The organism is Bacillus sp. DE0042, from assembly GCF_007680225.1.
In the GTDB taxonomy this organism is placed as follows: Bacteria; Bacillota; Bacilli; order Bacillales; family Bacillaceae_G; genus Bacillus_A; species Bacillus_A wiedmannii.
Window position 1 is genome coordinate 421935 of the sequence record NZ_VEJP01000001.1, and the last position, 24434, is coordinate 446368.

The 24434-nt window shown below is 32.0% G+C and carries 29 protein-coding genes; 10 read left to right on the forward strand and 19 right to left on the reverse strand.

The window, feature by feature from the left end; all coding sequences use genetic code 11:
- The first annotated feature begins 193 nt into the window (after nt 1-193).
- On the forward strand, nt 194-1096 hold the full coding sequence (locus FS802_RS01905) for a LysR family transcriptional regulator (RefSeq protein WP_098654771.1): 903 nt from the start codon (nt 194-196) through the stop codon (nt 1094-1096).
- Between the two features lie 102 nt (nt 1097-1198).
- Here the strand turns inward: FS802_RS01905 and FS802_RS01910 are convergent, their stop codons facing one another.
- The 3 genes from FS802_RS01910 to FS802_RS01920 form a co-directional block, all read right to left on the reverse strand.
- Nucleotides 1199-1462 (reverse strand): hypothetical protein, encoded by a 264-nt coding sequence (locus FS802_RS01910; protein WP_116891928.1) that lies wholly within the window; start codon nt 1460-1462, stop codon nt 1199-1201.
- Between the two features lie 66 nt (nt 1463-1528).
- The gene (locus FS802_RS01915; RefSeq protein ID WP_098654770.1) at nt 1529-2635 is read right to left on the reverse strand and encodes a C45 family autoproteolytic acyltransferase/hydrolase; all 1107 of its coding nucleotides are present in this window, start codon (nt 2633-2635) and stop codon (nt 1529-1531) included.
- Between the two features lie 167 nt (nt 2636-2802).
- Nucleotides 2803-3846: an aspartate-semialdehyde dehydrogenase gene (locus FS802_RS01920; RefSeq protein WP_098654769.1), complete on the reverse strand. Its 1044-nt coding sequence runs from the start codon at nt 3844-3846 to the stop codon at nt 2803-2805.
- Between the two features lie 129 nt (nt 3847-3975).
- Here FS802_RS01920 and FS802_RS01925 point away from each other — a divergent pair, with 129 nt between their 5' ends.
- Entirely contained in the window at nt 3976-4842 is an 867-nt protein-coding gene (locus tag FS802_RS01925) for a LysR family transcriptional regulator (RefSeq protein WP_000425882.1), read from the forward strand.
- A 59-nt stretch (nt 4843-4901) separates the two neighbouring features.
- Here the strand turns inward: FS802_RS01925 and FS802_RS01930 are convergent, their stop codons facing one another.
- Nucleotides 4902-5528, reverse strand: coding sequence for a PRK06770 family protein (locus tag FS802_RS01930; protein WP_141545970.1), 627 nt, complete (start codon nt 5526-5528; stop codon nt 4902-4904).
- Nucleotides 5529-5717: 189 nt separating this feature from the next.
- Here FS802_RS01930 and FS802_RS01935 point away from each other — a divergent pair, with 189 nt between their 5' ends.
- Nucleotides 5718-6479 carry an arginase family protein gene (locus FS802_RS01935; protein WP_098654767.1) on the forward strand — a complete coding sequence of 254 codons (762 nt, stop codon included), beginning with the start codon at nt 5718-5720 and terminating at the stop codon, nt 6477-6479.
- 36 nt (nt 6480-6515) lie between these two features.
- On the opposite strand, the gene FS802_RS01940 is transcribed toward FS802_RS01935, so the two are convergent.
- Complete coding sequence (locus FS802_RS01940; protein ID WP_144525003.1) at nt 6516-7175, reverse strand: P-loop NTPase family protein; 660 nt, start codon at nt 7173-7175, stop codon at nt 6516-6518.
- Nucleotides 7175-8071, reverse strand: coding sequence for a CPBP family intramembrane glutamic endopeptidase (locus tag FS802_RS01945; RefSeq protein ID WP_098654765.1), 897 nt, complete (start codon nt 8069-8071; stop codon nt 7175-7177). The genes FS802_RS01940 and FS802_RS01945 overlap by 1 nt, the downstream gene beginning before the upstream one ends.
- 384 nt (nt 8072-8455) lie before the next feature.
- On the opposite strand from FS802_RS01945, the gene cspD reads away from it, so the two are divergent.
- Nucleotides 8456-8659 (forward strand): cold-shock protein CspD, encoded by a 204-nt coding sequence (gene cspD / locus FS802_RS01950; protein ID WP_000176365.1) that lies wholly within the window; start codon nt 8456-8458, stop codon nt 8657-8659.
- 86 nt (nt 8660-8745) lie between these two features.
- Nucleotides 8746-8931, forward strand: a complete 186-nt coding sequence (locus FS802_RS01955; protein WP_000286202.1) for a cold-shock protein — start codon at nt 8746-8748, stop codon at nt 8929-8931.
- A 38-nt stretch (nt 8932-8969) separates the two neighbouring features.
- Here FS802_RS01955 and FS802_RS01960 read toward each other — a convergent pair whose 3' ends face one another.
- Nucleotides 8970-9521, reverse strand: coding sequence for a GNAT family N-acetyltransferase (locus tag FS802_RS01960; RefSeq protein ID WP_098654764.1), 552 nt, complete (start codon nt 9519-9521; stop codon nt 8970-8972).
- A gap of 380 nt (nt 9522-9901) precedes the next feature.
- Between FS802_RS01960 and FS802_RS01965 the strand changes: the two genes are divergently transcribed.
- Nucleotides 9902-10450 carry a hypothetical protein gene (locus tag FS802_RS01965; protein WP_098654763.1) on the forward strand — a complete coding sequence of 183 codons (549 nt, stop codon included), beginning with the start codon at nt 9902-9904 and terminating at the stop codon, nt 10448-10450.
- A 51-nt stretch (nt 10451-10501) separates the two neighbouring features.
- On the opposite strand, the gene FS802_RS01970 is transcribed toward FS802_RS01965, so the two are convergent.
- From FS802_RS01970 to FS802_RS01990, 5 genes are all read right to left on the reverse strand, one after another.
- Nucleotides 10502-11902 carry a protoporphyrinogen oxidase gene (locus FS802_RS01970; protein WP_098654762.1) on the reverse strand — a complete coding sequence of 467 codons (1401 nt, stop codon included), beginning with the start codon at nt 11900-11902 and terminating at the stop codon, nt 10502-10504.
- A 60-nt stretch (nt 11903-11962) separates the two neighbouring features.
- Entirely contained in the window at nt 11963-12691 is a 729-nt protein-coding gene (locus FS802_RS01975) for an alpha/beta fold hydrolase (RefSeq protein ID WP_098654761.1), read from the reverse strand.
- Between the two features lie 114 nt (nt 12692-12805).
- Nucleotides 12806-12955, reverse strand: a complete 150-nt coding sequence (locus FS802_RS01980; RefSeq protein ID WP_000424360.1) for an aspartyl-phosphate phosphatase Spo0E family protein — start codon at nt 12953-12955, stop codon at nt 12806-12808.
- Nucleotides 12956-13121: 166 nt separating this feature from the next.
- Nucleotides 13122-14069 carry a hypothetical protein gene (locus FS802_RS01985; protein WP_098654760.1) on the reverse strand — a complete coding sequence of 316 codons (948 nt, stop codon included), beginning with the start codon at nt 14067-14069 and terminating at the stop codon, nt 13122-13124.
- 34 nt (nt 14070-14103) lie between these two features.
- On the reverse strand, nt 14104-14697 hold the full coding sequence (locus tag FS802_RS01990) for a helix-turn-helix domain-containing protein (RefSeq protein WP_306471594.1): 594 nt from the start codon (nt 14695-14697) through the stop codon (nt 14104-14106).
- A gap of 138 nt (nt 14698-14835) precedes the next feature.
- On the opposite strand from FS802_RS01990, the gene FS802_RS01995 reads away from it, so the two are divergent.
- The gene (locus tag FS802_RS01995; protein ID WP_098654759.1) at nt 14836-15723 is read left to right on the forward strand and encodes a DMT family transporter; all 888 of its coding nucleotides are present in this window, start codon (nt 14836-14838) and stop codon (nt 15721-15723) included.
- 38 nt (nt 15724-15761) lie between these two features.
- Here FS802_RS01995 and FS802_RS02000 read toward each other — a convergent pair whose 3' ends face one another.
- From FS802_RS02000 to catA, 4 genes are all read right to left on the reverse strand, one after another.
- Nucleotides 15762-16289 (reverse strand): GNAT family N-acetyltransferase, encoded by a 528-nt coding sequence (locus tag FS802_RS02000; protein ID WP_098654783.1) that lies wholly within the window; start codon nt 16287-16289, stop codon nt 15762-15764.
- Between the two features lie 142 nt (nt 16290-16431).
- Nucleotides 16432-17376: a GNAT family N-acetyltransferase gene (locus tag FS802_RS02005; protein ID WP_141545971.1), complete on the reverse strand. Its 945-nt coding sequence runs from the start codon at nt 17374-17376 to the stop codon at nt 16432-16434.
- 37 nt (nt 17377-17413) lie between these two features.
- Nucleotides 17414-17938 (reverse strand): GNAT family N-acetyltransferase, encoded by a 525-nt coding sequence (locus tag FS802_RS02010; RefSeq protein ID WP_098654757.1) that lies wholly within the window; start codon nt 17936-17938, stop codon nt 17414-17416.
- A 208-nt stretch (nt 17939-18146) separates the two neighbouring features.
- Nucleotides 18147-18797, reverse strand: coding sequence for a type A chloramphenicol O-acetyltransferase (catA, locus tag FS802_RS02015; protein WP_098654756.1), 651 nt, complete (start codon nt 18795-18797; stop codon nt 18147-18149).
- Nucleotides 18798-18997: 200 nt separating this feature from the next.
- Here catA and FS802_RS02020 point away from each other — a divergent pair, with 200 nt between their 5' ends.
- Nucleotides 18998-19180, forward strand: a complete 183-nt coding sequence (locus FS802_RS02020) for a DUF4021 domain-containing protein (RefSeq protein ID WP_001060697.1) — start codon at nt 18998-19000, stop codon at nt 19178-19180.
- A gap of 41 nt (nt 19181-19221) precedes the next feature.
- Here the strand turns inward: FS802_RS02020 and FS802_RS02025 are convergent, their stop codons facing one another.
- Complete coding sequence (locus FS802_RS02025; protein ID WP_098654755.1) at nt 19222-21453, reverse strand: MMPL family transporter; 2232 nt, start codon at nt 21451-21453, stop codon at nt 19222-19224.
- 116 nt (nt 21454-21569) lie between these two features.
- Between FS802_RS02025 and FS802_RS02030 the strand changes: the two genes are divergently transcribed.
- Nucleotides 21570-22193, forward strand: coding sequence for a TetR/AcrR family transcriptional regulator (locus FS802_RS02030; RefSeq protein WP_098654754.1), 624 nt, complete (start codon nt 21570-21572; stop codon nt 22191-22193).
- Between the two features lie 127 nt (nt 22194-22320).
- On the opposite strand, the gene FS802_RS02035 is transcribed toward FS802_RS02030, so the two are convergent.
- Together FS802_RS02035 and FS802_RS02040 are read right to left on the reverse strand one after the other, a co-directional pair.
- Nucleotides 22321-22974 carry an MBL fold metallo-hydrolase gene (locus FS802_RS02035; RefSeq protein ID WP_048563042.1) on the reverse strand — a complete coding sequence of 218 codons (654 nt, stop codon included), beginning with the start codon at nt 22972-22974 and terminating at the stop codon, nt 22321-22323.
- Nucleotides 22975-23040: 66 nt separating this feature from the next.
- Nucleotides 23041-23448: a GNAT family N-acetyltransferase gene (locus tag FS802_RS02040; RefSeq protein WP_098654753.1), complete on the reverse strand. Its 408-nt coding sequence runs from the start codon at nt 23446-23448 to the stop codon at nt 23041-23043.
- 543 nt (nt 23449-23991) lie between these two features.
- On the opposite strand from FS802_RS02040, the gene FS802_RS02045 reads away from it, so the two are divergent.
- Nucleotides 23992-24432 (forward strand): MarR family winged helix-turn-helix transcriptional regulator, encoded by a 441-nt coding sequence (locus FS802_RS02045; RefSeq protein ID WP_000468590.1) that lies wholly within the window; start codon nt 23992-23994, stop codon nt 24430-24432.
- The last annotated feature ends 2 nt before the right edge of the window (nt 24433-24434 follow it).

Sequence of the window (24434 nt, forward strand, 5' to 3'; positions counted from 1 at the left end):
TTTTTCATTTAAAATGACAAAAGATCAGCAAATGTAATAACCACTCAAATATCCTTGCTCCGATACTTATCTATCCTTACTTCAAAAACTTTTCAATCCCTCTCTAATAAAGTGATTATAAGCTCAACAAAATCATTGTTCAATCCAATTATTTATATAATAATGATAGGTATAACCTATCATCAAACTTGAGGTGGTCCCAATCGAATTACGACAACTTGAATATTTTTTAGCTGTTACAAAAGAATTACATTTCACAAAAGCAGCTGAGAAATTAAATATTTCACAGCCTTCACTAAGTCAGCAAATACGTGCATTAGAACATGAAGTTGGAATGCCACTTTTCGATCGCATTGGTAAAAAAATATCTTTAACTAACGCAGGAAGGATTTTATTATTACATAGTAAAACCATTTTTCATGAAGTCGAACAAGCTCGTTCTGCTATTCAAGATTTAAACGGGTTACAACAAGGTTCCTTAACAATAGGATCATTGTTAACCGTCGTAAATTATTTACTACCACCCGCTATTTTAAATTTTAATCAATTATATCCTAATATAGAACTCTCTGTATTAGGGCTTCGTACAGGAGATATTCGCGAAAAATTATTACAAAACGAACTTGATATTGGCATTACATTTCTCCCGGTGCAAGATAAGGAGATTATTTCTATCCCTCTATACAAAAGTGAACTTACATTAGTCGTACCAACCGATCATCAATTAACTGAACGTAATCATGTATCTATTGCTGAATTACAGAACTACCCTTTAATTCTTTTACCTAAAAATTTCTTTTTAACCGAACTAATTACATCTTATTGTCAAAAATTTAACTTTAAACCAAAACCAATTTTAGAAATTAGTACGATGGAATCTTTAATCCAAATGGTTTCAAAAGGAATGGGAATTACAGTGTTACCAAAACCGTATATAGACTTTTTACAAAATAAAATCATTCAAGCAATTAAAATAGAAGATCCTACCCCAACAATAGAAATTGGGCTTATTTATAGAAAAGATAAATATATGTGTGCTGCAACTCGAGAATTTATTGAACAACTAAAAAGAACAGTACGTTCTTTACAAAGCTAAACGAACAAAAGAGATTATCCTATAAAACCGTTTCACAACGCTCTAGTAGAATAATCTCTTTTCAAAACAAAATACAACATAACTTTTAAACTCAAATAAATTTCAATGTACCTTTTTAGATATTGGAATATATTTCGTAAAATATGCCCCCACTAGTAATAAAACAATTGAAATGAACCAAATAAAAATACCGCCAAAGTTAAACCAATATGCAAGCAAATTTAAGATTGCTAGTGTAAAGAAACAAATTGAAGTTAACGCACTCTTCAATCCTTTTACCCCTGCTTTTTTTCTTTTTTCATAAGTAATATACATTGAAACGGCAACAAATAAGATAAGAACAATCGGTAACATTACTTTTAGCAATGGCAATCCCTCCCGTATATACACCTTACTATTACCATTTTATCTCATTTATTCTTCTTGAATCAATTAATAGCGTTCTTCTTTCCAAAAGTCAGTATACGTTTTATTATTAAATTTCACATTCACCTTAGAAAAGGATAGGCTCTCTCCAACTTTCAATGAGTACCAGTCGTTGAATAGTGGAGATCCGAAGCAAATATTCATTGTACGGTTATGCAAATCAAATAAGACAGAATGCAAAGTTCCAAACCATTCTTCATAATTATGTACTGTCAGCCCAGTAGGATACTCTTTTTCTACTAATCCTTTTAAAGACTTCATGCTCACTAGTTCATTTTGATTTAAATATTCATACAATGTGTGATATCTGTTTGTGGATTGTTCTAATCTTCTATTATTCAATTTTTGAATAGGTAAACTAATCGCATGGTTTGTTGATACGATAAAATCATGGCTTTCCTCATCAATTGTGGTTATTGATTTAAAACCGTCAAATATTTCAATACGCGCTGCGTCTAAAGGATCTGCTACAATTAGATTAATATTACTTGCAATTGGCATTTCATCAACTAGTGATATCGCCTCCTGCACATTTTTACATTTCTCCAATAATACTCGAATTACCGCAAAACATTGTAAACCATTTAACACCGGCTTTCGTAAGCCTTCAATACTCCCTACTGGTTGACCACATCCTGAAAATGTAACAGCTAACCCATGCTCATTAACACCTTCAGTTCGACCAAAATAAAAAGTAGAAAATCCACTATGGGCATACGCGCCTTCAACATGTGTAGAGCAAAAACGCATATCATCTATTTTTGGTGACAAATCATAATTTCTTAATACATATGTGTGCTTTGAATCTGTCTTTTTAGGTAATACGACACAATGACTACATCCTGCTTTTAATAGTGTTTGATAATAATACATCATATTTCTAGCAGGAATTTTCAACACTTCACAAAACCCGTCAATTTCTTCATTAATTCCTGGACAATATTGATTTAATATATTTCTAGATTCTGTCCAATAATTATCTGATACTAAATGTTCTTGTTGTATAAATTGTGGAATGAGATACGGATGACTTTTCACAAACTCTCCTTGTTGCCTTCCAATATCATAATGACTTCCTTTTAATGATGAAAAGTACCCCTTTACTTCATACATCACATTTCCCCCTCTCATTGATTATATCCATATCATACTAAAAGGATTTTATTCATTCTTGATGTTTTTTACTGTCTTTCAAATCAAATTTGGCTGGAATAAAGAAAACAATTATAAAATAAAAATTAGGAAACTGTAATCATTAACAGTTTCCTAATTTACCTATACTATATTATCCCTTCCTCCACCAACGTTTCTGCAATTTGAACCGAGTTCCAAGCGGCCCCTTTTAATAAATTATCGGAAACAATCCAAAGATGGAATCCTTTTGGTGTATCAGGGTCTTTTCTAATTCTCCCCACAAATGTATCTATTTTCCCTTCTGCATATACTGGCATTGGGTACAGCTGTTCACTAGGATTATCTTGCAGTATAACACCTGGTGCATCCAGCAACACTTCTCTTATTTCTGCAACAGTCGCTTCTTTTTCAAGTTCAATATAAACCGATTCTGAATGCCCTGAAACAACTGGAACACGCACACAAGTAGCTGCCATTTTTAAATTGAGATCTTCTAAAATTTTCTTCGTTTCTTGAATCATTTTTACTTCTTCAAATGTAAAATCATTATCTGTAAATATATCTACTTGAGGCAGTACATTAAACGCAATTGGATAATGCTTTTTATCTTTTTTCACAGGTAATATCGTACCCTTAACCTCTTCACCTGCAAGCATTGACTTAGTTTGTTCTTTTAATTCATGAATCGCATGAATTCCTGAACCTGATACAGCTTGGTATGTGGAAACAATAATTCGTTCCAATCCGAATGCTTTTCGAATTGGCTGAAGTGCCGTCACCATCTGTAATGCTGAACAATTCGGAACTGCAATGATCCCTTTATGCTTCTTTAAAGTGTGCGCATTTACTTCTGGAACAACGAGCGGTACATCATGTACCATTCGGTATTCACTCGTGTTGTCAATTACGATAGCACCACTAGTGACTGCGTGATTGACAAATTGTCTAGAAACTTCTCCTCCAGCGCTAAAAAAGGCAATATCTACACCTTCAAAGCTAGTTGTTTTTGCCTCTTTTATTATTATCTCCCGTCCTTTAAATCGCACTACTTTACCAGCGGATCGTTTTGACGAAAGCAATGTAACTTCAACTATATTAAATTGAGTTTCTTTCTCTAACAGTTCAATAATTTTCTGTCCGACTGCACCTGTAGCCCCAACTACAGCTACATGATAGCCCTTTTTGATCATCTTTTCTCCTCCAATATCACTTAAATGAATATTTCTACAATTTCATTTTATAAAGAATTTAACCATTTGAAAAATTGAAATACGTGATATAATCATTCACAAATCATGATAATAAAAGAGGGATTGCTTATGGAAATGAGACACGTTAAAACATTTTGTGCGATTGTTAAATATGGTGGTTTTTCTAAAGCTGCTCATGCGTTAGGTTATGCGCAATCTACTGTAACAGCGCATATGAAAGCATTAGAAAACGATTTACATCTCCCTCTTTTCGATCGATTAGGGAAAAAAGTACTTCTTACAAAAGCAGGTCATCAATTTCATCCTTATGCTCTAGAATTACTAGCTATTTATGAAAAAGCGCAAGAAATCCCTCAAAATAGTGATGATTTAGAGGGAACATTAACGATTACATCTAACGAATCATTAGCAGTGTACCGATTACCACAATTATTACGTATGTACAAACAGGAGAATCCGAAAGTAAATATCGTACTGGAAACAACTACAAACGAACAAGCAATGAATAAGCTACGTGAAGGAGAATCAGATGTTATTTTCATAATTGGAGAAAGTATGGAACATAATGATTTTATTACGCGTACTTTTTGTAATGAAGCATTTGGATGGATTTTACCTCCCCATTACTCTACACACTCTAATCCATTTTGTTTACTAAATGATACTCAATTTATCTTTACAGAACAAAGCTGCGGCTATAGACAGATGGTAGATCGGTTTTTACGTCAAAGCGGAAATATTCCAGCTAAAACATTTGAAACTTCCAACGTTGAAGTCATTAAACAATCTGTGATGTGTGAGTTAGGAATTTCAATTCTTCCTTACATCGTTGTACAAGAAAGTTGTCAAAAAGAGCAACTCTGTTTTCAGCCTATCGAAACTCCAGCAGTTATTCAAAGCCATGTAATTTATCATAAATCTAGATGGATTTCACCCGTTTTACAATCGTTTCTTTCCTTACTAGAGCGGGACTAAAAGGTGCACAAAAAAAAGAGTAACTGCCTAATAAGCACTTACTCTCTTCCAATATTATCTTATTTATTAGTCTGTCCCCCATCTGCAATTAATTTACTGCCTGAATAAGTACCTTTTTGTATAAACACTTGATTAATTAACTCTTTTTGTTCCGCTTCTGACATTACTCCTTTTCCTTCGCCTAAATTCCCGCTTTGTAATTTCCAAATCTTATTGTGATCCGCGTCCATCTTTTCATATATTCCTTGTTTCCATCTCTCTAAAATATCTGCATATGTATTTCCTTGTACTAGATCATTACTCTTTACAATATCAAGTAAACTTTCAATTCGTTCTTGTGTGATAAAAATATAGCCCCACTTTTGATCAGCTTTCGTTTTTTGATGTGCCATTTCATGTAATGCTGTCTGTATGTTCTCATCTGTCCATTTAAAATTTTTATTAAAACCGCTATTTGGTAATGAATGATTGCCATTTTCTAAAAGCTTTGCATCTTCAGCTTTTACTTTACTATCCGCTAGTACTTCTGCTGCCGGAGCAGCTGGTGATGCCTTTTTCGCAGCTGGTTTACTATTATTTAGATAATACAGCATACCATATGTTAAACCTACGCCGATTACCGCCATACCAGCTAAAATACCTATTATTTTAAAAAATGTTTTCATATTGCTTGTTTCCTCCCACATATCCCATTCATATTTTCTATTTCTTGAACCACATGTATATTTCCTTATATTGTATTTCTTTTCTTTATAAATTGAAAGATTATTCCGTCAAAAATCTCGATCTTTTTCAAATGCAGATCCATCTCTAAGCATTTCGGTTTAATTTTATAAAAATATATGCTAGCCTACCTATAAAGGAGATGAATAAATATGAGTTTATTGTATAGCGGTTTAACTTTTTTAAACTTTGACGATACATATTTATTACAAAATAAACTTCATTCTTATTCACATGAAGATATTGATTTTAGTCATTTAGAGCACACAAATCTGTATTGCGAGACTCCTTCTTTAATGCGTATAAAACGGGAGTTATATCGTAGAAAACAAAAAGGAATCACTTTTATCGGCTCTGGAAATTATCATTATGTATCTTATTTACTACTAAAAGAAATAGATGAACCAATTAGCCTTATTTTATTTGATCATCACACTGACATGAACTTAAAAGAAGAAAATGAACATTCTCTTATTTCTTGCGGGTCATGGGTATCATTCGCACTTCAAAATAACCCGAAATTAAAGAAAGTAATTATTATCGGACCTTCTTCTTTAACCATTCATTCTAATGATTATTCATGCGTAGAAGTATTCCCGATAGATACAACTTATGAAGTATCTACACATACGATCCTTTCTCATATTCATACAGATACTATATATGTAAGCATTGATAAAGATGTTTTAGATTCAAAAGTAACTATTACAAATTGGGATCAAGGACATATGAAACTTTCTACACTATTAAAATGTTTACATTCTCTTATTAGGAATAAAAATGTCTATGGTATCGACATTTGTGGTGAACTACCGGTTTATCCTTCTCAGCTCTTTCTAGCTAAATATGCAAATGCTATTAAGAAAAATGAAAAAGCAAACTTACAAATTTTAAAATCAATATATAATACATAAAAAAACAACGAGTACCTTATAAGGCACTTGTTGTTTTTATGCACGATGTTCTTTTAACCACTTCGTAATCGCATCTAACCTGGAAACATCAAAACGTCTCTCTTCACACACATTTAAACTGTTTAAACTTTTCACAATTTCTAATTCATTCGATTTTACACTTTTCGCATCAATCATTTTGCAATACCCGTCTGTAACGGTATTTAAATTTTCATAATAACGTTGAAACGATTTTGATATATGTAAGTGTTTTTCAAAGTTTCTTCTTCTTTTTGTCTCGTCAAATTCTTTCCGTTTTCTAAGTTCTTCATCATCTGTATATAAATAAAAATATTGATCTGGAAAACCAATTTCCTTATTGATCAGCTTTTCTATATAAAAGCTCTCTATTAAAGATAACGGTTGATTAAATATATCAAAATGGAAACACCAATTATAACTAAGTGGCTGATAAATATCACCATCAAGTATTACTAATTCATATTGCTCTGATTTCTGCGCTGCTATTTTCCCGCGCTCTACTTGTTTTTCAAAATACCATGTTCTATGTTCGTTTTTTGGTCTTTCAAATAAAACATTCACTTCAGGTATAATGTACGCACCATAATTTTTTTCTAATTCACGACACGTGCTACTCTTACCAACCGCACTTGCTCCCTCAAACGCTATAATCCCCATAGTTTCTCCCACTTTCATTAACTTAAATCTCTTTGCTTCGCATTTTTTCCCCATAACTGTCTCCATAAAATAATTGAAGCGACAGAAAGCATGATTGTTGTAATGATACTCCCCTCAATTCCGAACGAGCCCCCATGAAGGACTTCCGATCCGTTTGTTACAGGTTTAAAAATTGGTGTAGAATACATTGCCATTCCACTTACTGCAAATCCATAAATATTAAACTGCGCCCAATTCCACAGCGAATGCCACGCGCATATCCCACAAAGACTACTGTCTTTCAAAGCGTAAAAAGCTGCAAATACACCAACTAATATTATATTCGATATTGAAAGAATTGTAATACCTGGATTTAGTAAATGAAGAAAACCAAATAAAAAAGAAGTCACAACAATCCCAATCCATATACGACTTCTAACAGAAAGGACCGGAAATAACCAACCTCGAACAACAATTTCTTCTGTTGCACCTTGTATTAAAAAAGCAACTAAAGATCCTACAATTCCAATTATAGCGGTTGGCGTAATTTGTTGCATTTGTAGTTGTACAATTCCTGTTAATAAAAGTATCATTACTGGTATTGAAATGAAAACAAAACCTATTAATGCACCTTTCAAATATTTTCTTATCCACTGATTTCTCCAAAAACCAATGGATGAAATTGATCTTTTCTCTACAAATCTAACCCATAAAAAAACAAAAAATATAGCACCGCCAAACGTCAATACCATCTCAATATCACTATAAATTGCCTTCATTAAAAGTGTTTCTGCTTTCGGTAAAAACAACATAAATAACATGAACAATTCACCTAAAGTTAAAAATACAATTGCAAGTATAACAGCGAATATTGGATGAACTTTTTTTCTTCCTTCTTTAGCTGCTTCAATTATTTTAAATTGAGTAAATTGCAATATTCTCGCCTCCATAACAAATACATCAGCACTATTCTTATACTATAAATCGTTTTCCTAATACAATATTCAATAAAAAAAGTTCTCAGTTTAGCATAAACCAAAATTAGGAATAATATATAAATAAAAGAGATGTCTTTGTGTCTTTTCCCATTATCTCCATCCTATTGCACACTGGTATTACCAGCACTTGCTATTTCCCACCATTTGTTGTAAAATAGTAATTAAGGTCAATTTAACACCATATTTCCTTTGCATATTATCAAGTATCAATCAGGATTATTTTGTACTCCTTATGGGTGTTTGATAATATGTGAACTTTTATTTTTCATTCAAATAAGGCCGATCATATTGTAATCTTTTTAAATTTTAGGAGGCATTACCATGACATTAACAGGTAAAGTAAAATGGTTTAACAGCGAAAAAGGTTTCGGTTTCATCGAAGTTGCAGACGGTAACGACGTATTCGTTCACTTCTCAGCTATCACTGGCGACGGCTTCAAGTCTCTTGACGAAGGTCAAGAAGTTAGCTTCGAAGTTGAAGACGGTAACCGTGGACCTCAAGCTAAAAACGTTGTAAAGCTATAATTCAAACAATAAAAAGGTTGTTACCAGCTCGGTTAACAACCTTTTTAATATATAACTAAAATTTTTTACATAAAAGGAGTGGTTATATGTATCGCAATCGAAAGAACGATGTAGCTGAAGTACCACCAGAACAAACCCCTGTCTGGGAATGTGAATCAGAGGATTGTTTAGGATGGATGAGAAAGAACTTTTCATTTGAAGAAGAGCCTAAATGCCCTTTATGTAAAAGTAGCATGAAAAGCGGAGAACGTTTATTACCTAAAATAGGTTAATTTTTACTTAACCCCTCTTTTATAAGAGGGGTTTTTTATTATAAATTTATATCCTCTACATCCGTTCGAACTATAGAATACAATAGTGCATCATGTTGCTTATTTCCTTGATGAATATATCCACGTAATAATCCTTCCTTATGAAAGCCTATTTTAGATAACATTTTACAAGAAGTAACATTTTCAGGGTATGTAATAGCTCCAATTCTAAATAAGCCTAAATCTCGAAATCCATAATGAATAATTTCTTGAGCCGCTTCTGAGGCATAACCATTTCCCCAATAACGAGGATGTAAGTCATATCCAATTTCAGACCGTTTACTCCATAGTTGTAAATTATTTAATCCAATTGTACCGACTAACGTATTTGTTTCTTTTAATACAATCCCCCATCGTATTGCCTTTTTCTCAAAGTAATTTTTTGAAAAAGATTCAATCATACGTGAAGCTTGTCCAAACTCCGTAAAAGAATTCATACCGTAATAACACGTTACTTCATCCAATGAAAAGATTTCATATATTTTTTGACAATAAGATTGTTCTATTTCAACTAAACTCAAACGTTCTGTTTCTAATATAGGAAACGCCACAGGATCACTCCTTTCTTTCTACTCATTCATTATAGCAGAAAAAGTATTTATAATTAGGAAAGTCCTCAATGTCCCATTTATCAAATATTTCTAGAGAAGCTTATCCTCTTAATTCAATACGAACTAAAAATAACCCTTCTTGCTTTTGCATGATTAGAAAAAATAAAGAGGTGATCAAAATACTATGATCACCTCTTTATGCTCTAGTTTTATAATTAATTGTATTATTTTCATTTTCATCTCCATCACCCCGCCCTTAATAATACGTCTTATAAATTCGATTCCGTGCTCACCTTTCCCTTCTAAAACAACACCTTATATATACATTTATAGTAAAATGTAGTTAATATTATATTTTACTGTGGAGGTGTAAATGTTCTATGTATATATTCATCGGCTTATCCCTCTTACTCATATTACTCATTTTTTTATTTGCAAAAAAATTCGTTCCAAACTCATTCATGATGACTAGTTTTAAAGGCAATAACTTTAAGACATTTTCAATTGGCACGTTAATCGCTGCCACTCTTTCTCTTTCATATGGAATCTTTCACGCAGCAACCTATCAACCTAAACATTTAGATATCACGTTACAAAATCAAAACTTTACTGTTTTCGGTAATGTTGGGGAGCTTGGATATTTCTCAGAAGTATTACTAAAAAAAGATACAGAAGTTGAACTACATTTTGCCTCTTGGGAAACAATGCAATTAAATAATCCAGAAATAATAGTAAAATACCCTTCAGGTAAACAAGAATCATGGAAACCGAACATAACATCACTTCCAGCCAATAAATTAAAAGAGACACATGGCATAAAAGAGCTTTATCAACTCTCATCCTATTCATTTAAAGAATCCGGGAACATAACATTAACGATTACTGAGAATAATACAACTAATAAAAAAATCTCAATTCAAGCGAAATAAATAAAACGTCCCTCCAATATACTGGAGGGACGTTTTATTTATATATGTATTCTATTTTGACGGTTCATTTAATGTTGCAATTATTTCATTTGCAATGTTCTTTCCATTTCCAATACACGCACCAATTCCGACACCGTAATATGAGGCACCAGCTAAATATACATTAGGATAAAAATCCGTCATTTTTTCTTGTAATGTTTGAACCGCTTGATTATGTTCTAAATGATATTTCGGCATTAAATCTTTCCAATTTGTAACTTCAACTACTTCTGGTTCGCCTTTAATTCTGAGACTCTTTTCAATATCAAATAAAGCGACTTGTACCAATTCTTCTTCACTATAATTTTTAATCGTTTCATATACTGGATTTGTATTCTTATAAAACATTCTTACTAATAGCTTTTGTTTTCCCGATGTATGCTTCCACTTCCGGCTTGTCCATGTACACGCATCACAATGTAAATCGCTGTTTTCCGTTACGATAAATCCTGTGCCGTCCGCCGGTAATTGTTCATCAAGTATATCAAATCCTAAGTAAATACTTATAAGAGATGCGTTTTTAAATGTATGAAACTGCTCGTTTAACTCATTAGACTGTAATAAAGTTTGTGCGATATCATGCGGAGCTGCTAAAACAACATAATCAGCTTGGATTGATTCATGATTTGCAAAGGAGATTTCATAGCGATCACCTTGTTTCCTTACAGCAGTCGTTACAGCGCTTTTCTTAACGACTGTCTCAGTCAGCATTTCTTCTAAACGATCAATAATCGTAGATAGTCCACCTTTAAATGATACGAACTTTTTGTTTCCTGCAGATTGAAACTGTTTTTTATTCTCTTCAAAACCTTTAATAATACTTCCATATTTATTTTTATAATCCAGTAAATACGGTAATGTCGATGCCATAGTAAGCTCATTTAATTTACCGGAATATACTCCTGAAAGCACCGGAGCAATTTGTTTTTCCACTAACTCTTTCCCTAAAAAGCTTTCTAAAAATACAGCAAGCGAAGTATCTTTTGTAAACTCTTTATTTTTCGTTATAAAATCTTTTAAAGCAACAATTTTCCCTTTCGTTGATACTAGCGTACTGCTAAACAACGACTCCACACTCATCGGTATCCCAAATATAGTGTCAGATGGAATTGGGTGTAAAGTATTATCAGAATATATGTAAGAAATACCCGTTTCGTTATATACCATTTTTTCTTCTAAATTCAAATCTTTTACAAGCGGCATAACATGTTCATTACGAGAAACGATAGAATCCGCTCCTGATTCCATAATAAAATCCTTTTCTTCTACACTATGGATTTTACCACCTAAGTACTCTTCTTTTTCTACAAGGATTAAATTTAAATCGATATTATTATCCTTTTTTAATTTTTCTAAATAAAACATAGTAGAAAGTCCCGTTATACCTCCACCGATAACAACAACTGTTTTCATATGTACTGCGCTCCTAACCGATACAATTAATAATTCCTTTATTATTATACCCAAAAGTCCTTATATTCGACTAGCAGCTTGTGCATTCTGTAAGAAATTAGACAATATATTCGAATATATTTCCGGTTGATCATTGTGCACTAAATGACCAGCAAACGGAATAACAGCAATATGTATATTGTCGTTTAATTGTTTAAACGTTGTAGCAGCTGTAACTTCATCTTCCGAATCTCCCCCTGCAATACAAAGTGTAGGTACTTGAAGATTAGCTACATCACCAGTTTCATCGAATGGGTACCAATCTTTAACTTGCCACGATTCAAGCAATGCTTTCCAATCACTTTTTTCATGAATTTGATTCATATAAGTTACAACTTCTTCATTTTCCATCAATTCCTGATGGCACTTCGCTTCATACTCCTGGGACTCTTCCCAATTCTCTTTCTTAACCGGAAAGATACCTGAAAAAGTTAATGTTCTCACTTTATCTGGATACTTTTTTGCAAATAATAAAGCGACTAATCCTCCTAGGGAAACACCAACTATATGACATCTATCAATTTGTAAATGTACTAACGTATCATGTAGATCCTTTACAGAACGTAGGAAATAATTCTCCAATGTCCCCCCTGATCTTCCATGTCCTCTTAAATCAGGACGAATTACTTGATAGTTTTTTTCTTGAAAAAATGCTACCTGCTCTTCATACTCTACTAAACCCGTCATACCACCAGAGTGTAAAAGCATAATTGGTTCCCCTTCGCCTGAAATGTGCGTATGTAATATCATATATCCCTCTCCTACAAAACAGAATATTCTATCTATTACTAGTATATAGAATATATATCTGAATTTCCAAATAAAAAAGAACTATAACATTTTCAAATCATGCCATAGTTCTTTTTATTTTAAAAACATAAAGTAATTAATCAATTTGTCTATTTCTTGACTTAATGCCAATACTTTTTCATGTTGAATGCCGTAATCTGATACTAAATATAAAAGTTCTTCTTTCTTTATTTCAATAGCTTTTTCCAATTTTACTAATTCCATGTCGTTTTACTTCTCTCTCCAATACTAAAATATATGTATTTTAGTATAGCCTATTTACATAATTAGTAAAAGTAAAATAAGCATGTAAAATCTTACAAATATAAAAATAATATACTATCAACAAAAAATTTTAAATTTAACCCTTTATACAGATCATTAGACTTCATTACGTATTAATAACAAATCGGAATTTCTCTAATGTAATATCTTTATATTCTGGGGCTCTCTTTATATGATCAAAATAACTATATGAGAATTTAAAAACATGCCCGAAATCCCAATCAAACGCACTATAGTCTTTTAGCCAAAATTGATTTTCTGTTGGTAATACATGAGCACGTTTTGATTCGATTAAAGGTAAACGATCTATAGGTGAGTGCAAGTTAATTTCAGTATTCGGCATAAGATATTGACTAGCACGTAACACGTATACTAGTTTTAACAGTGGACGTATCCCTCGTTGGAATATATCTCTATGCCCTAAATCATACATAATATTAATTGCATGAGAAAAAGTAAGCAAATGACCAATTAAATCATGATGCGCTTCCGCTCTATAAATAATATTAAATTGCGAGAGCTCCTTTAAAATAAACTTAGATAATTGTTTCGGATTTTTGAATTCACTTTCTATCTCATCGTTTATACTTAATTGTTTTACTTCCTTCGTCGTAAAACCAATCCACGATCTACCAGGAATTGTTTTTCGAAACGATAATATAAGGTTAGTAATCCCTTCAATTGCTTGATTATTCCCCCATTTTTGTAACTCTTTCATAGCTAATAAACTTAATGCAGCATAAATGACATTATGCCCCACCCAATGAAGTTCATCAATTGTATGCCCCATTGATTTTATAATCAGTTTTTCAGCACTTTGAAAATCAATTTCTTCTTTACTATCGATGATTTCACCTAAGTTTTGATTGTTCAACATCATTTTTGTTTGGGAATACATACAATGAGCGATCTCTTCTTCCATATTGTTATCTTTCATAAAAAAATAACTAGCAATTGCAGCTGCTCCGAAATGCGCATGCCAAATATCATTTGTTTGTTTTTTACACTGAGAAATAATTGAAAGACCATCTCTTAAAACAGTTTTATTTTCCATCTTTTTATCCCCCATAATAAAAATCACTTTATACTCATCCTAAAGATGGCGTCAATACAAATAAAATATGATTGGAAACATCACTTTTATTCAAAAAACGATGTTTCACATTTGGCGGAATACGTACAACATCACCTTCTTCTAAAAAATATTCTTTTCCTTCTAACTCCACATACACTTCTCCTTTCATAACAACAGCAATCTCTTCTTTATCTTCATGTGAATAATGACTTTCCGTTGTGTTTGCTTGTTTATTTAAATCCATTATTAACATTTCAATACGTGCTTTCATAAAATCCGGTGTTAATACATCATATACAATGTGATCATTGTTCTCCCGATATACTTTTTTTCGATCTTTTTTCTTAGAAATGAGTGAATCTGTATCAATTTCATTAATAAAAAGTGTAAATAGTGGTACATTTAATGCTTTCGCAATTAATTCCAATACACTTAAAGAAGGATTCGCATATCCTCGTTCAATTTGACTAATTAGTGAAGTACTAATCCCTGCATAATCAGCAAATTCCCGAATTGTCATATTATTTTTCTTACGATAACTTAATACAGTTTGTCCGAGTCTATCATGTATCATAGTAAAAACTTCCTTTCGTCCATCATATTGCATGTTTCATTGTCTTTGTGCTGACATACTAAACAAAGGCAAATAATCCTTTCCTATCGTCTCTGGGACTTATATACTTACCTTTGTACATTATATCGTATTTAGTTCATTATAATAAACGACCTATCGGAGGGACAAACTGTGAAATCACCTATTCTTTCATATTGCATCTTATTTTTCGGCGTATTCGCCCTATCAACTTCAGCAATTTTCGTAAAATTGGCAGATGCTCCTGCGGCTATCATTGCTTTTTACCGTTTATTCTTTGCTGCACTGATTCTATTACCGTTATTACTATTTAATAAAAATAATCGAAACGAGCTAAAAACAGTAACAAGAAGACAATGGGGATTCGGATTCATATCCGGGCTATTTTTAGCTGCACATTATGTACTATGGTTTGAATCATTACAATATACTTCTGTAGCGAGTTCTACAGTTATCGTAACGTTACAACCTTTATTTTCAATGATTGGTGGTTACTTTCTATTTAAAGAGAGATTTACGAAAGGAGCGGTTATTGGTTGCCTCATCGCTATTTCAGGAAGTATCGTCATCGGATGGCAAGACTTCCAAATTAGTGGAGAAGCATTATACGGAGATATTTTAGCCTTTATTGCGGCCGGAATTATTACCGCTTATTTTTTCATTAGCCAACATGTTCGTAAAGATTTATCACTTATACCGTATTCGGTAATTAGTTATGGAAGTAGCGCCTGTTTTCTCGGTATATTTGCCTACATGCAGCAAGAATCTTTCATCCATTACTCTACACAAACTTGGTTGTGCTTTATTGGCTTAGCTTTCATTGCTACGATTTTAGGTCAAACAATATTCAATTGGTTATTAAAATGGATGAGTGCTACAGTTATCTCTATGAGCATTTTAGGAGAAACGATTGGAACTTGTATACTAGCGTACTTTATATTAAATGAGACTATTTCTTTACAACAAGGACTAGGCATTACAGTTATTTTTATTGGCTTAGCATTATTTTTAGTGCAACCAAAACTGTCTAACAACAACTAACAAATAAAAAGCATGACAGTATAATGTCATGCTTTTCACTATCCATTATGTATGATTAAACCATCCGGTCTAAAACGACTCATCATAATTTCATTAATAAACTTTCCGTGAGCCTTCAAATTCCCTACTTTTATTCCCTCTTCTACAAATCCAAATTTTTCATATAGCGATTTCGCTTTAGGATTCGTTGCTAAAACACCAAGCTCTACTCGCTCTAACATTAACCAATTATCAGCCAAATCAAGCATTTTTGTAAGAAGTGCTTTCCCAATGCCTTTATTATGATATTCACTATCTACCCCCATAAACAAATCCCCCGAATGAGATCTACGTCCTGGGCTTTGGGTTAATCCAACAAATCCGACAACTTTTCCATCATACTTTTCAACAAATTCAAATTGATTTGGCGCTAAATTACGAATTCTATTTTCCATCGCATCTACACGCATACTAGGTAAGAAAACCATATAAGGTAAAACATCATCTTGTATGCATATACGATGAATTGCTCTAGCATCTTGTATTTCTACTGCTCTAATGTTGATTCCCATTTTTCTCTCCTCCATTTGAATAATATATTGTTGTTTTGTTATTCTAGAACCCTGTATTAATGACCCTCTCATTCTTATTTCTTTATGTTATTTTTACATAATTATTTTGGTATAACACTTAATTCCCAAAAAAATTATCAACATAAACGCGGTATGGTTAACTTTTCAACTTATTATATAAATCAAGCAGATTTTCAATTGAAATACCATTTATTATCATACCGACTATATCACAATTTTCTATTTCAACATTTTTCAGATTACTATTACTTATCGTACTACCTTCCAAATCACATTTATCGAATAAAATAGGTTCCTTCTCGTCTCCGAGATTTGTATTTTTGAATTGTACTCCACCTAAAGTCACCAAATTAAATTTACTACCAGAAAAATTTAAATCTGCATATGATGACCTTCTAAAATTTATATTTCTAAACTTTGATTGACTTACATTACAATTACTCATGTTCATATTCATTATATTGCTGCCAACAAATGCACTATTGTTTAAATTCACTTGATAATACTCTGTATTTGCTAAATTACAGTTTTCGTATTGACTATTTTTCATATCTTTATTTGTAACTACACTCTCTTTGTTTGAGCTTGTTTTTATTCTTTTCACGTAACAATACTCATCTTCCGATTCAAAAATCATTTGGTAACCCATCTTTTTATAAAAGTGATGATTATTAATTTGTCTACTAGATGTTTCGAGATCCCAAATCTTTATGTTCGGATATTCTTTTTCTATTAATTTAATAACATGTGATCCAATTCCTTTTCCTTGATACACAGGATCTACAAAAATACGATCAATTCGACCGTACGCCTTACCAGAAATCGTAACTATTATTCCTCCGACTATTTCTTTATCCATTACAATTTTGAAAGAATCCAATTCTTCGATGGAATATTTCATCATTTCAACTGAAGAATATCCTGGTGGTTGGATGTTATAGTCAATAACATCATCTTGGCCGTATAACCATTGTTTTGCTTCTACATCAAATGTTTTTTTCATTATTTCTGTTAATTTCTCAGCATCCAAAATTGTAGCTTTTTCTATAGATATTATCGTCATTTTTGTTTTCCCCTTCATTGTTACAAACCGACAACTTTTTTAAATAACATAATTATCAATTCACTTTTGCTTTTAATGCTTTCCCCATTATTACATATGGAACATCATTTTTACTTGGATGAAATGGCTCCAATACATTTACCCAATCCAACCTTTCATATAGCGAACGTGCTTTTTCATTGTTGATTTGTGTTGTTAAAACACTTGTTCTATTTGAAATCCCTTCTAATAATTCATTATGTAAGTTCGTTCCAAGACCTTCATTTTGATATTGTGGGTGAACTGCTAACTCTACAAATTCAAAACAATCTTGTAACCACTCGTCTACTTTCTCTAGATTTAACGCTGCTCTCATTAATTGATTATAGTACTGTCCCTCCATTGAGCGATAACCATAAGTAAAACCAACTACTTCATTTTCATCATTTATTGCTACTATACCTTTAAAATCTGTATATTCTATATGTCTTTTCATTCTTTCGATTATTTCATTGAAATTTGTTTTCTCAAATGCTTTACAATACAATTTTGCCATATTCTCAATTAGGATCTCATTTTTTTCAATACTTACGAATTTCACTTTACTTCCCCCCTATTAAAACATTTAAAGCTTTAATAAATCATAAAATAAAGAAAATTAAATTAATAACTCTCTTTACTATTAAACTACAAATCAACCTATATTTTCCACTGTTACTTAGTATTAATGAATAAAAAAGAGACCATGCTATATAAACATGTTCTCTTCTTTTATTTATTTTCAATTGTATATTATTAAAAATTACATATTACTTTAGCCACTCGTTGCAACTATTACTTAACTCCTGTAAATCCTCTATAAATCGACTCGCATGATACCCATCACAAACCGAATGATGGACTTGCAATGAAACTGGTAGTATAATCTTATTCTCTTCATTAAAATATTTCCCACAAGTTATTATCGGTAATAGAAAATCACCATCATTATTAATATTAAGATTAAATCCAGTAAAACTAGCCCAAGGTATGCTAGAAATAGGAAAAGCATTTGGCGGAATATTCTCTTTCGTGAAGAGACCATGAACATTAGCATAGTATCTCATATCTTCTTCATAATTTTTATAGAAAATGCGGAAATCACTTGAATAATTCGTCCATATACTTGAAAAAGACTTATCATCTTTATGAAAGATTGTATAGCTAGGTATCATTTTTTCCCAATAGCCCAAAACTCCTTCTTCATTAAAACATGTTCGAAATTCTTTATGTTTATTTATTATTCTCGAAATTATATAAATAAAAGTCGGATAAAATTTAATTCCCTTTTGATGTACTTTCTCTATCAAAAGCGTAATATCAACATTTACTGTCATACTAAACGTACATTTTAATTTTAAATAATGTTCAAAATACTGCTCTCTATTCCAATTTTCTCTATCAATTACGTGAAACTTCATTTTAATAGCCTCCTAAAATTTTCTTTTTATTTTAGAAGGCTAATTTCCTTGCTTTCACCATAATTGTTCACTCCTAACAGTTTACATTTCACCCTAATTGTTTATTTAATTATATAACATCTATAAGAATCAATTCACATATTTCTGGAAATCCATCCACATACTATAAATAAATCAAATGAAATTTGGAGGAATCATACATGAATAACAAAAATGTAAATAAAAAAGAAAATGTTATCGAAAACGCTATACCTATCCAAAATAATAATACTGCAAATCTTAATATCGAAGAACAAGCAATGAACGGCTTATATGGAATGCCAGAAACTTCCATTGAAGATGCTGATCATGCTGCACCGGATGATTTGACTTCAAAAAATTAATTACATTGAAAAAGCCAAGGAAAATATCCTTGGCTTTTCAACTATGCATCCACTTTTTGTATCTCTTCACTCTTTCTTGAAAGTTTCCCTGGCCAAAAAGCAAAGCGGCCTAAAACGACTGTGATTGCCGGTACAAGTAACGGTCTTACAATAAACGTATCTAGTAATACACCAATTGCTGTTACAATACCAAATTGAACAAGCACTTGAATTGGAAGTGTTCCTAACACAGCAAAAGTTCCTGCTAAAATTAAACCTGCAGATGTAATAACACTACCTGTTTGTATAACGCCATTTTTTACAGCATCCAAATGATTTTGTGTCTTTCTGTTTTTCCATATTTCTGAAACCATAAAGATATTATAATCTTCACCTAAAGCAACTAAAAATACGAATGCGTATAACGGTATCGCGCCTTGTATTGCTGGAGCTCCCATACCAAAATGAAGTAATATCCATCCTGCTCCTAATGCAGAGAAAAATGATAAAACGACAGTTACAATTAAATAAATCATCGCAACAATTGATCGTAAGTAAACAAGTAATAATAAAGCTATAATACTAATCATTACTGGAATGATAACTGCTTCATCACGTTCTGTGATTTGCTTTGTATCATATAATGACGCTGTTTCTCCGCCAATCCATAGTTGATTTTCTGCATTACTAACCCCAGCATCTTTTAATACTTTTTCTACACTGTTTTTCAATTTAGGGATTTGATCTAACGCTTCAATTGAGTATGGATTTTCAGCTAAAGAAACCTCATACATTTGTATTTGCTTATTTTCTGTGCCCACTTTTGGATCTTTCACAGTTTTTACGAATGAAAACTTCTCTAGTTCTTTTTTAATAGGAAGCTCTTTTCCTTTCGTATCAACAACAACTTTTACTGGCGCTAATTCACCAGCTGAGAAATGATCACTAATTAACGTAAACCCTTCGCGGGAAGGCATATCTTTTGGAAACGATTCTAATAAGTCATATGTGTATTGAATACGTGGTACAAATGAAGCCAATCCACCTAATACAAATACAGTGAGCATAATTATTGTCCATGGTCTTCGTACTACAACATCTCCAAGCTTTTTACTAAAGGCACCTTTTGATTTTTTAACTTTTACGACTTTCTTTTTCTTTCTTGCAAACTCCTCATTCATCGAAGTTGTTCTCGGTATAAATGGGAAGAATGCAGCTCTACCGAAAATTAATAATAATGCTGGTAAAATTGTTAAAGCAGCAATTCCCATTATGAATACAGCAACACTAAATGGTACTGCAAATCGATGAAAGGCACCATAATGAGCAAGTAACAATGTTCCTAATCCAAGTACAACAGTAAGCGCACTCATTATAATTGCTCCACCAGAAGCTTTAATTGCAAGTTGCAGCGCCTTATATTTACTTTCTTCTTCTAGCAAGTACTCTCGATATCTTGAAATTAAAAATAAACAATAGTCCGTTCCAGCACCAAACAATAATACTGTCATAATTGATATTGCCTGAGCATCTACTTTAATCCACCCTTGATCAGCTAAAAAACCGAGTGTAGGACTAATAATACCGTATGCAAAGCCGACAACAAGTAAGGGTAAAATTGCTAAAATCGGTGAACGGTACAGTAAAATTAATAAAACTAATACGAGTAATACAGTAGCAATTAATAATTTCACATCTGCTTGACTAAATAAGCTAACTGCATCCGTTTGAATACCTACAGGTCCAGATAATCGAACGTGTAAACCAGCGTCACTTAGTTTTCGTTTGAATGGATCTTCATCGATCTTACTATTCACTATGTTTTTTAAATCATCAAGATTTCCTTTTAATATATCTGTTCCAGCAGCCTTGTTAAAGAATACTGGTGTAACAAATGATGTACCATCTTTTGATGCACTTTTTGATAATACTTGTTCCGGAATTGTATCAAATGGTGGTAACGTTGATTGTTCCTTTAAAGGACTAGCCTTTAATTCTTTATAAACGTCTTGTATGAGTTTATAATCCTGTGACTGTAATCCACCATCTCTATACCATACTACTAACAAAGGATTTCCTGCATTATTCGGAAACTCTTTTTTCATAAGTGCTTCCGCTTGCTGCGACATAGCTGTTTCAGGTAAATTTTTCGGATTCGGTTCTTTCGTACTGTTTACTTGTGGCAATGTAAATGAAAGTAATAATGTAATAAGAATCCAAACCGATAAAGTTATCCACTGTGTATGCTTCCCTGCTACAAGCCTCCCTAACATATGTAACGGGTGCTTTTTCATAAAAACCCACCTTCCTTTTTTCCTCTAACATTAATTATATATACTGGTCGGTTAATTAATCAAGAATGAATAAAACTTTGTGTTATAATTATCTCAACAATACATGTCAGGAGCGAATGGATTTGGAACAAAAACAACGTCCTCTCGGAAGGCCTCGTCAAAATAAAAATACAAAATCTACAAAAGAAACGATTTTGGAAGTTGCAACTCGACTATTTCTTACTCAAAATTATCAAGTCGTTTCCATGGATGAAGTTGCAAAAGTTTGTGGTGTTACGAAAGCAACCGTCTACTATTACTATTCAACAAAAGCAGATTTATTTACCGCTACTATGATTCAAATGATGGTACGTATACGCGAAAATATGTCTCAAATCCTTTCTACAAATAAGACTTTAAAAGAAAGATTATTGGACTTCGCTAAAGTCTACTTACACGCAACGATGGATATTGATATGAAGAATTTTATGAAAGATGCAAAACTATCATTATCTGAAGAACAATTGAAACAATTAAAAAATGCTGAAGACAACATGTATGAAGTATTAGAAAAAGCACTTGATAATGCAATGCAAATTGGAGAAATCCCAAGAGGAAACGCTACGTTTGCGGCTCATGCATTCGTATCTTTATTATCAATTGGGAATTTTAAAGATGAAAATCACAATCCTATTCTTACAAATATAGATGAATTAGCCCAAGAAATCGTTTCTTTTTATTGGAAAGGGTTAGGCCGTTAATCTTAAATAGATTTCATTTAATAAAAGAGCATGTTTGAATTTTTTTCAAACATGCTCTTTTATTATTTATTAACTATTAATTAGATTATACTTCAGCACAGTTTAACAAAAAATTCCTCTTCAACTTTTACAAATTTTGAATTTGAATCTTTATATTCTCCTTACTTAATCCTCCATGGTAACAAACTACCGATTCAATATCTAGATTTGAATACTTCTTTAAAGACTGCTGTGATTCCTTAACATTTAAAGTTGTTGGGGCATGAATTCCTCCTAACTTTCCATTCACACTATACATCGAGTCTCCTGCAATAAGGGTTTTACTTTGTTTCAAATATAAACTAATATGACCTGGAGTGTGTCCTGGGGTATGTAGAATTAGTATCCCACCGCAATACGGAAGTTCTTGCCCATCTATCACCGTATTACTAACTTTTCCTTTTGGTGGATTCTCTACATTTCCATCTTTCAATAAAGGTAACTCTCCCTCAATATATGGCTTATCTAGCTCGTGCGCATAAACTTTAATATCGCTTACACCATTCTCCAATAAATCAGGAAGGCTACCTATATGATCTAAATCCTGATGTGTCAAAATCACAACTTTTAGCTTATCAAAAGATACCCCAACTTTCTCCATCTCTATTTGTATATCTTCAAATTGTCCAGGAAAACCAGTATCTATTAACACTGCCATTTCATCATCCCATAAAAGAATTGGGTGAATAATAAATTCTTGAAACTCAAGTTGTAACATTTCTACCCCTTTAGCAATCTCCATACAGCAATTCTCCTTTATACTGAAGTTTAAAAATATGTACGAGTAAACTGAAAATATAAAGCGCCACTATCTTTTAATATGTTTTGTCATCCCAATAGAGAATACCTCAAACCCTATAGATTCATAGTAAGATTGCAATTTTTCCACACACATAAGTTGGGGAATAACTTTGTTTTGTTCACAGTGCTGGATTAATCGTTCCACTATTTCTTTTCCAATGCCAATGGACTGATATTTTGGCAATACACATACACCACAAATGACGCCTGTTATTACACCATCGGATATAACACGCCCCATGCCAATTAATTGTTGCTCTTTAAAAGCATATATCACATACCAGCTTTGTTTACACATTTGTTCCAATTCATTAACCGTTAATTTTAGAGAATTCCATCCTAAAGATTCATATAAAGCTAATAATTCATTGAAATTTGTTGGGTGTTCAATTGTATAGCTTATTTTAGTTTTCATAAACGCCTCCCTATTCTCCTATTTATATCCTCTTTTACATTACTCTATTAAAAATTTTAGCCCCTCACCAACTTAACTTGAACAAACTTCAATAAGAAAAATAGAATTCCTTCTCAACATAAAATAAAAAGAAGTTACCTCACCTGAGATAACTTCTTTTATATAAATCTAACACTATATTATCACCCAAAAATTATGCAGCTACATACGATAAGAACGAACAAAACTAATAAACTATTTGAGAAATAACCCATAGAATACTACCCCTTTATTTCATTATGTAAAAGATTTTATCATAAAATTATTTACAACATAATAACTGAAAAAGACATTGCATTCATTAGTTATGTATATTTAGTAATATTTTATTTTTGGCCATATTCGTCTTTTCTAAAATCACTTCTCATCCTCCTCTTCTTTAGTTCACATAATTTCAAAATAACAAATTAGTAAATGTTAATTTACTATAATAAGTTTAAATATTTGATTTACAGCTAAAATAGTAATAAAATAATGACTAAACCCAAAAAGGAAGCGAAAATAATGTTCCATAAAGAATTATTAAATGAATACATGAATTTATTATTAAATATGTCAGGTACTTTCAAATTACTATCAGAAAAATCCTCTGAATTTACACATTTAGAACAACACGTAGTGGAGTATATCGCCCAGCAAAAAGTACCTGTAAATTCAAAGATGATTGCTAATTATTTAAACATTCCTAAGCAACAATTAAGTGTAACTGTACGTAACTTAGAACAAAACGGATATATTGTAAAAAAGCAAGATACGGTAGATAAAAGAGCTGTATTAATTTCTCTGACAGAAAAAGCTGAAAAGGTACATTATGAGAGATGGAAACAAATTTATAAAAATTTCACAGTAAACCTCGAAAAGTTATCCGAAGAAGATAGGCGGGATTTAACTTACGGACTATATAAAACAAATACAATGCTCTCAAAAATGTTAAATAACGACTAACT

Coding starts and splice junctions, on each gene's coding strand:
- FS802_RS01980 (WP_000424360.1), bottom strand. CDS start 12,955: ATGGAATTAGTAAAATTGGAAAAAGCTATTGAAATAAAGAAAGAAGAA.
- FS802_RS01935 (WP_098654767.1), top strand. CDS start 5,718: ATGAGTTTATTGTATAGCGGTTTAACTTTTTTAAACTTTGACGATACA.
- FS802_RS02045 (WP_000468590.1), top strand. CDS start 23,992: ATGTTCCATAAAGAATTATTAAATGAATACATGAATTTATTATTAAAT.
- FS802_RS01975 (WP_098654761.1), bottom strand. CDS start 12,691: ATGATATTACATACGCACATTTCAGGCGAAGGGGAACCAATTATGCTT.
- FS802_RS01915 (WP_098654770.1), bottom strand. CDS start 2,635: ATGTATGAAGTAAAGGGGTACTTTTCATCATTAAAAGGAAGTCATTAT.
- FS802_RS01955 (WP_000286202.1), top strand. CDS start 8,746: ATGTATCGCAATCGAAAGAACGATGTAGCTGAAGTACCACCAGAACAA.
- FS802_RS01925 (WP_000425882.1), top strand. CDS start 3,976: ATGGAAATGAGACACGTTAAAACATTTTGTGCGATTGTTAAATATGGT.
- FS802_RS02040 (WP_098654753.1), bottom strand. CDS start 23,448: ATGAAAACTAAAATAAGCTATACAATTGAACACCCAACAAATTTCAAT.
- FS802_RS01930 (WP_141545970.1), bottom strand. CDS start 5,528: ATGTGGGAGGAAACAAGCAATATGAAAACATTTTTTAAAATAATAGGT.
- FS802_RS01990 (WP_306471594.1), bottom strand. CDS start 14,697: ATGCAATATGATGGACGAAAGGAAGTTTTTACTATGATACATGATAGA.
- FS802_RS01985 (WP_098654760.1), bottom strand. CDS start 14,069: ATGGAAAATAAAACTGTTTTAAGAGATGGTCTTTCAATTATTTCTCAG.
- FS802_RS01940 (WP_144525003.1), bottom strand. CDS start 7,175: ATGAAAGTGGGAGAAACTATGGGGATTATAGCGTTTGAGGGAGCAAGT.
- FS802_RS02020 (WP_001060697.1), top strand. CDS start 18,998: ATGAATAACAAAAATGTAAATAAAAAAGAAAATGTTATCGAAAACGCT.
- FS802_RS02035 (WP_048563042.1), bottom strand. CDS start 22,974: ATGGAGATTGCTAAAGGGGTAGAAATGTTACAACTTGAGTTTCAAGAA.
- FS802_RS01965 (WP_098654763.1), top strand. CDS start 9,902: ATGTATATATTCATCGGCTTATCCCTCTTACTCATATTACTCATTTTT.
- FS802_RS02005 (WP_141545971.1), bottom strand. CDS start 17,376: ATGAAGGGGAAAACAAAAATGACGATAATATCTATAGAAAAAGCTACA.
- catA (WP_098654756.1), bottom strand. CDS start 18,797: ATGAAGTTTCACGTAATTGATAGAGAAAATTGGAATAGAGAGCAGTAT.
- cspD (WP_000176365.1), top strand. CDS start 8,456: ATGACATTAACAGGTAAAGTAAAATGGTTTAACAGCGAAAAAGGTTTC.
- FS802_RS02000 (WP_098654783.1), bottom strand. CDS start 16,289: ATGGAGGAGAGAAAAATGGGAATCAACATTAGAGCAGTAGAAATACAA.
- FS802_RS02030 (WP_098654754.1), top strand. CDS start 21,570: ATGGATTTGGAACAAAAACAACGTCCTCTCGGAAGGCCTCGTCAAAAT.
- FS802_RS02025 (WP_098654755.1), bottom strand. CDS start 21,453: ATGAAAAAGCACCCGTTACATATGTTAGGGAGGCTTGTAGCAGGGAAG.
- FS802_RS01970 (WP_098654762.1), bottom strand. CDS start 11,902: ATGAAAACAGTTGTTGTTATCGGTGGAGGTATAACGGGACTTTCTACT.
- FS802_RS01920 (WP_098654769.1), bottom strand. CDS start 3,846: ATGATCAAAAAGGGCTATCATGTAGCTGTAGTTGGGGCTACAGGTGCA.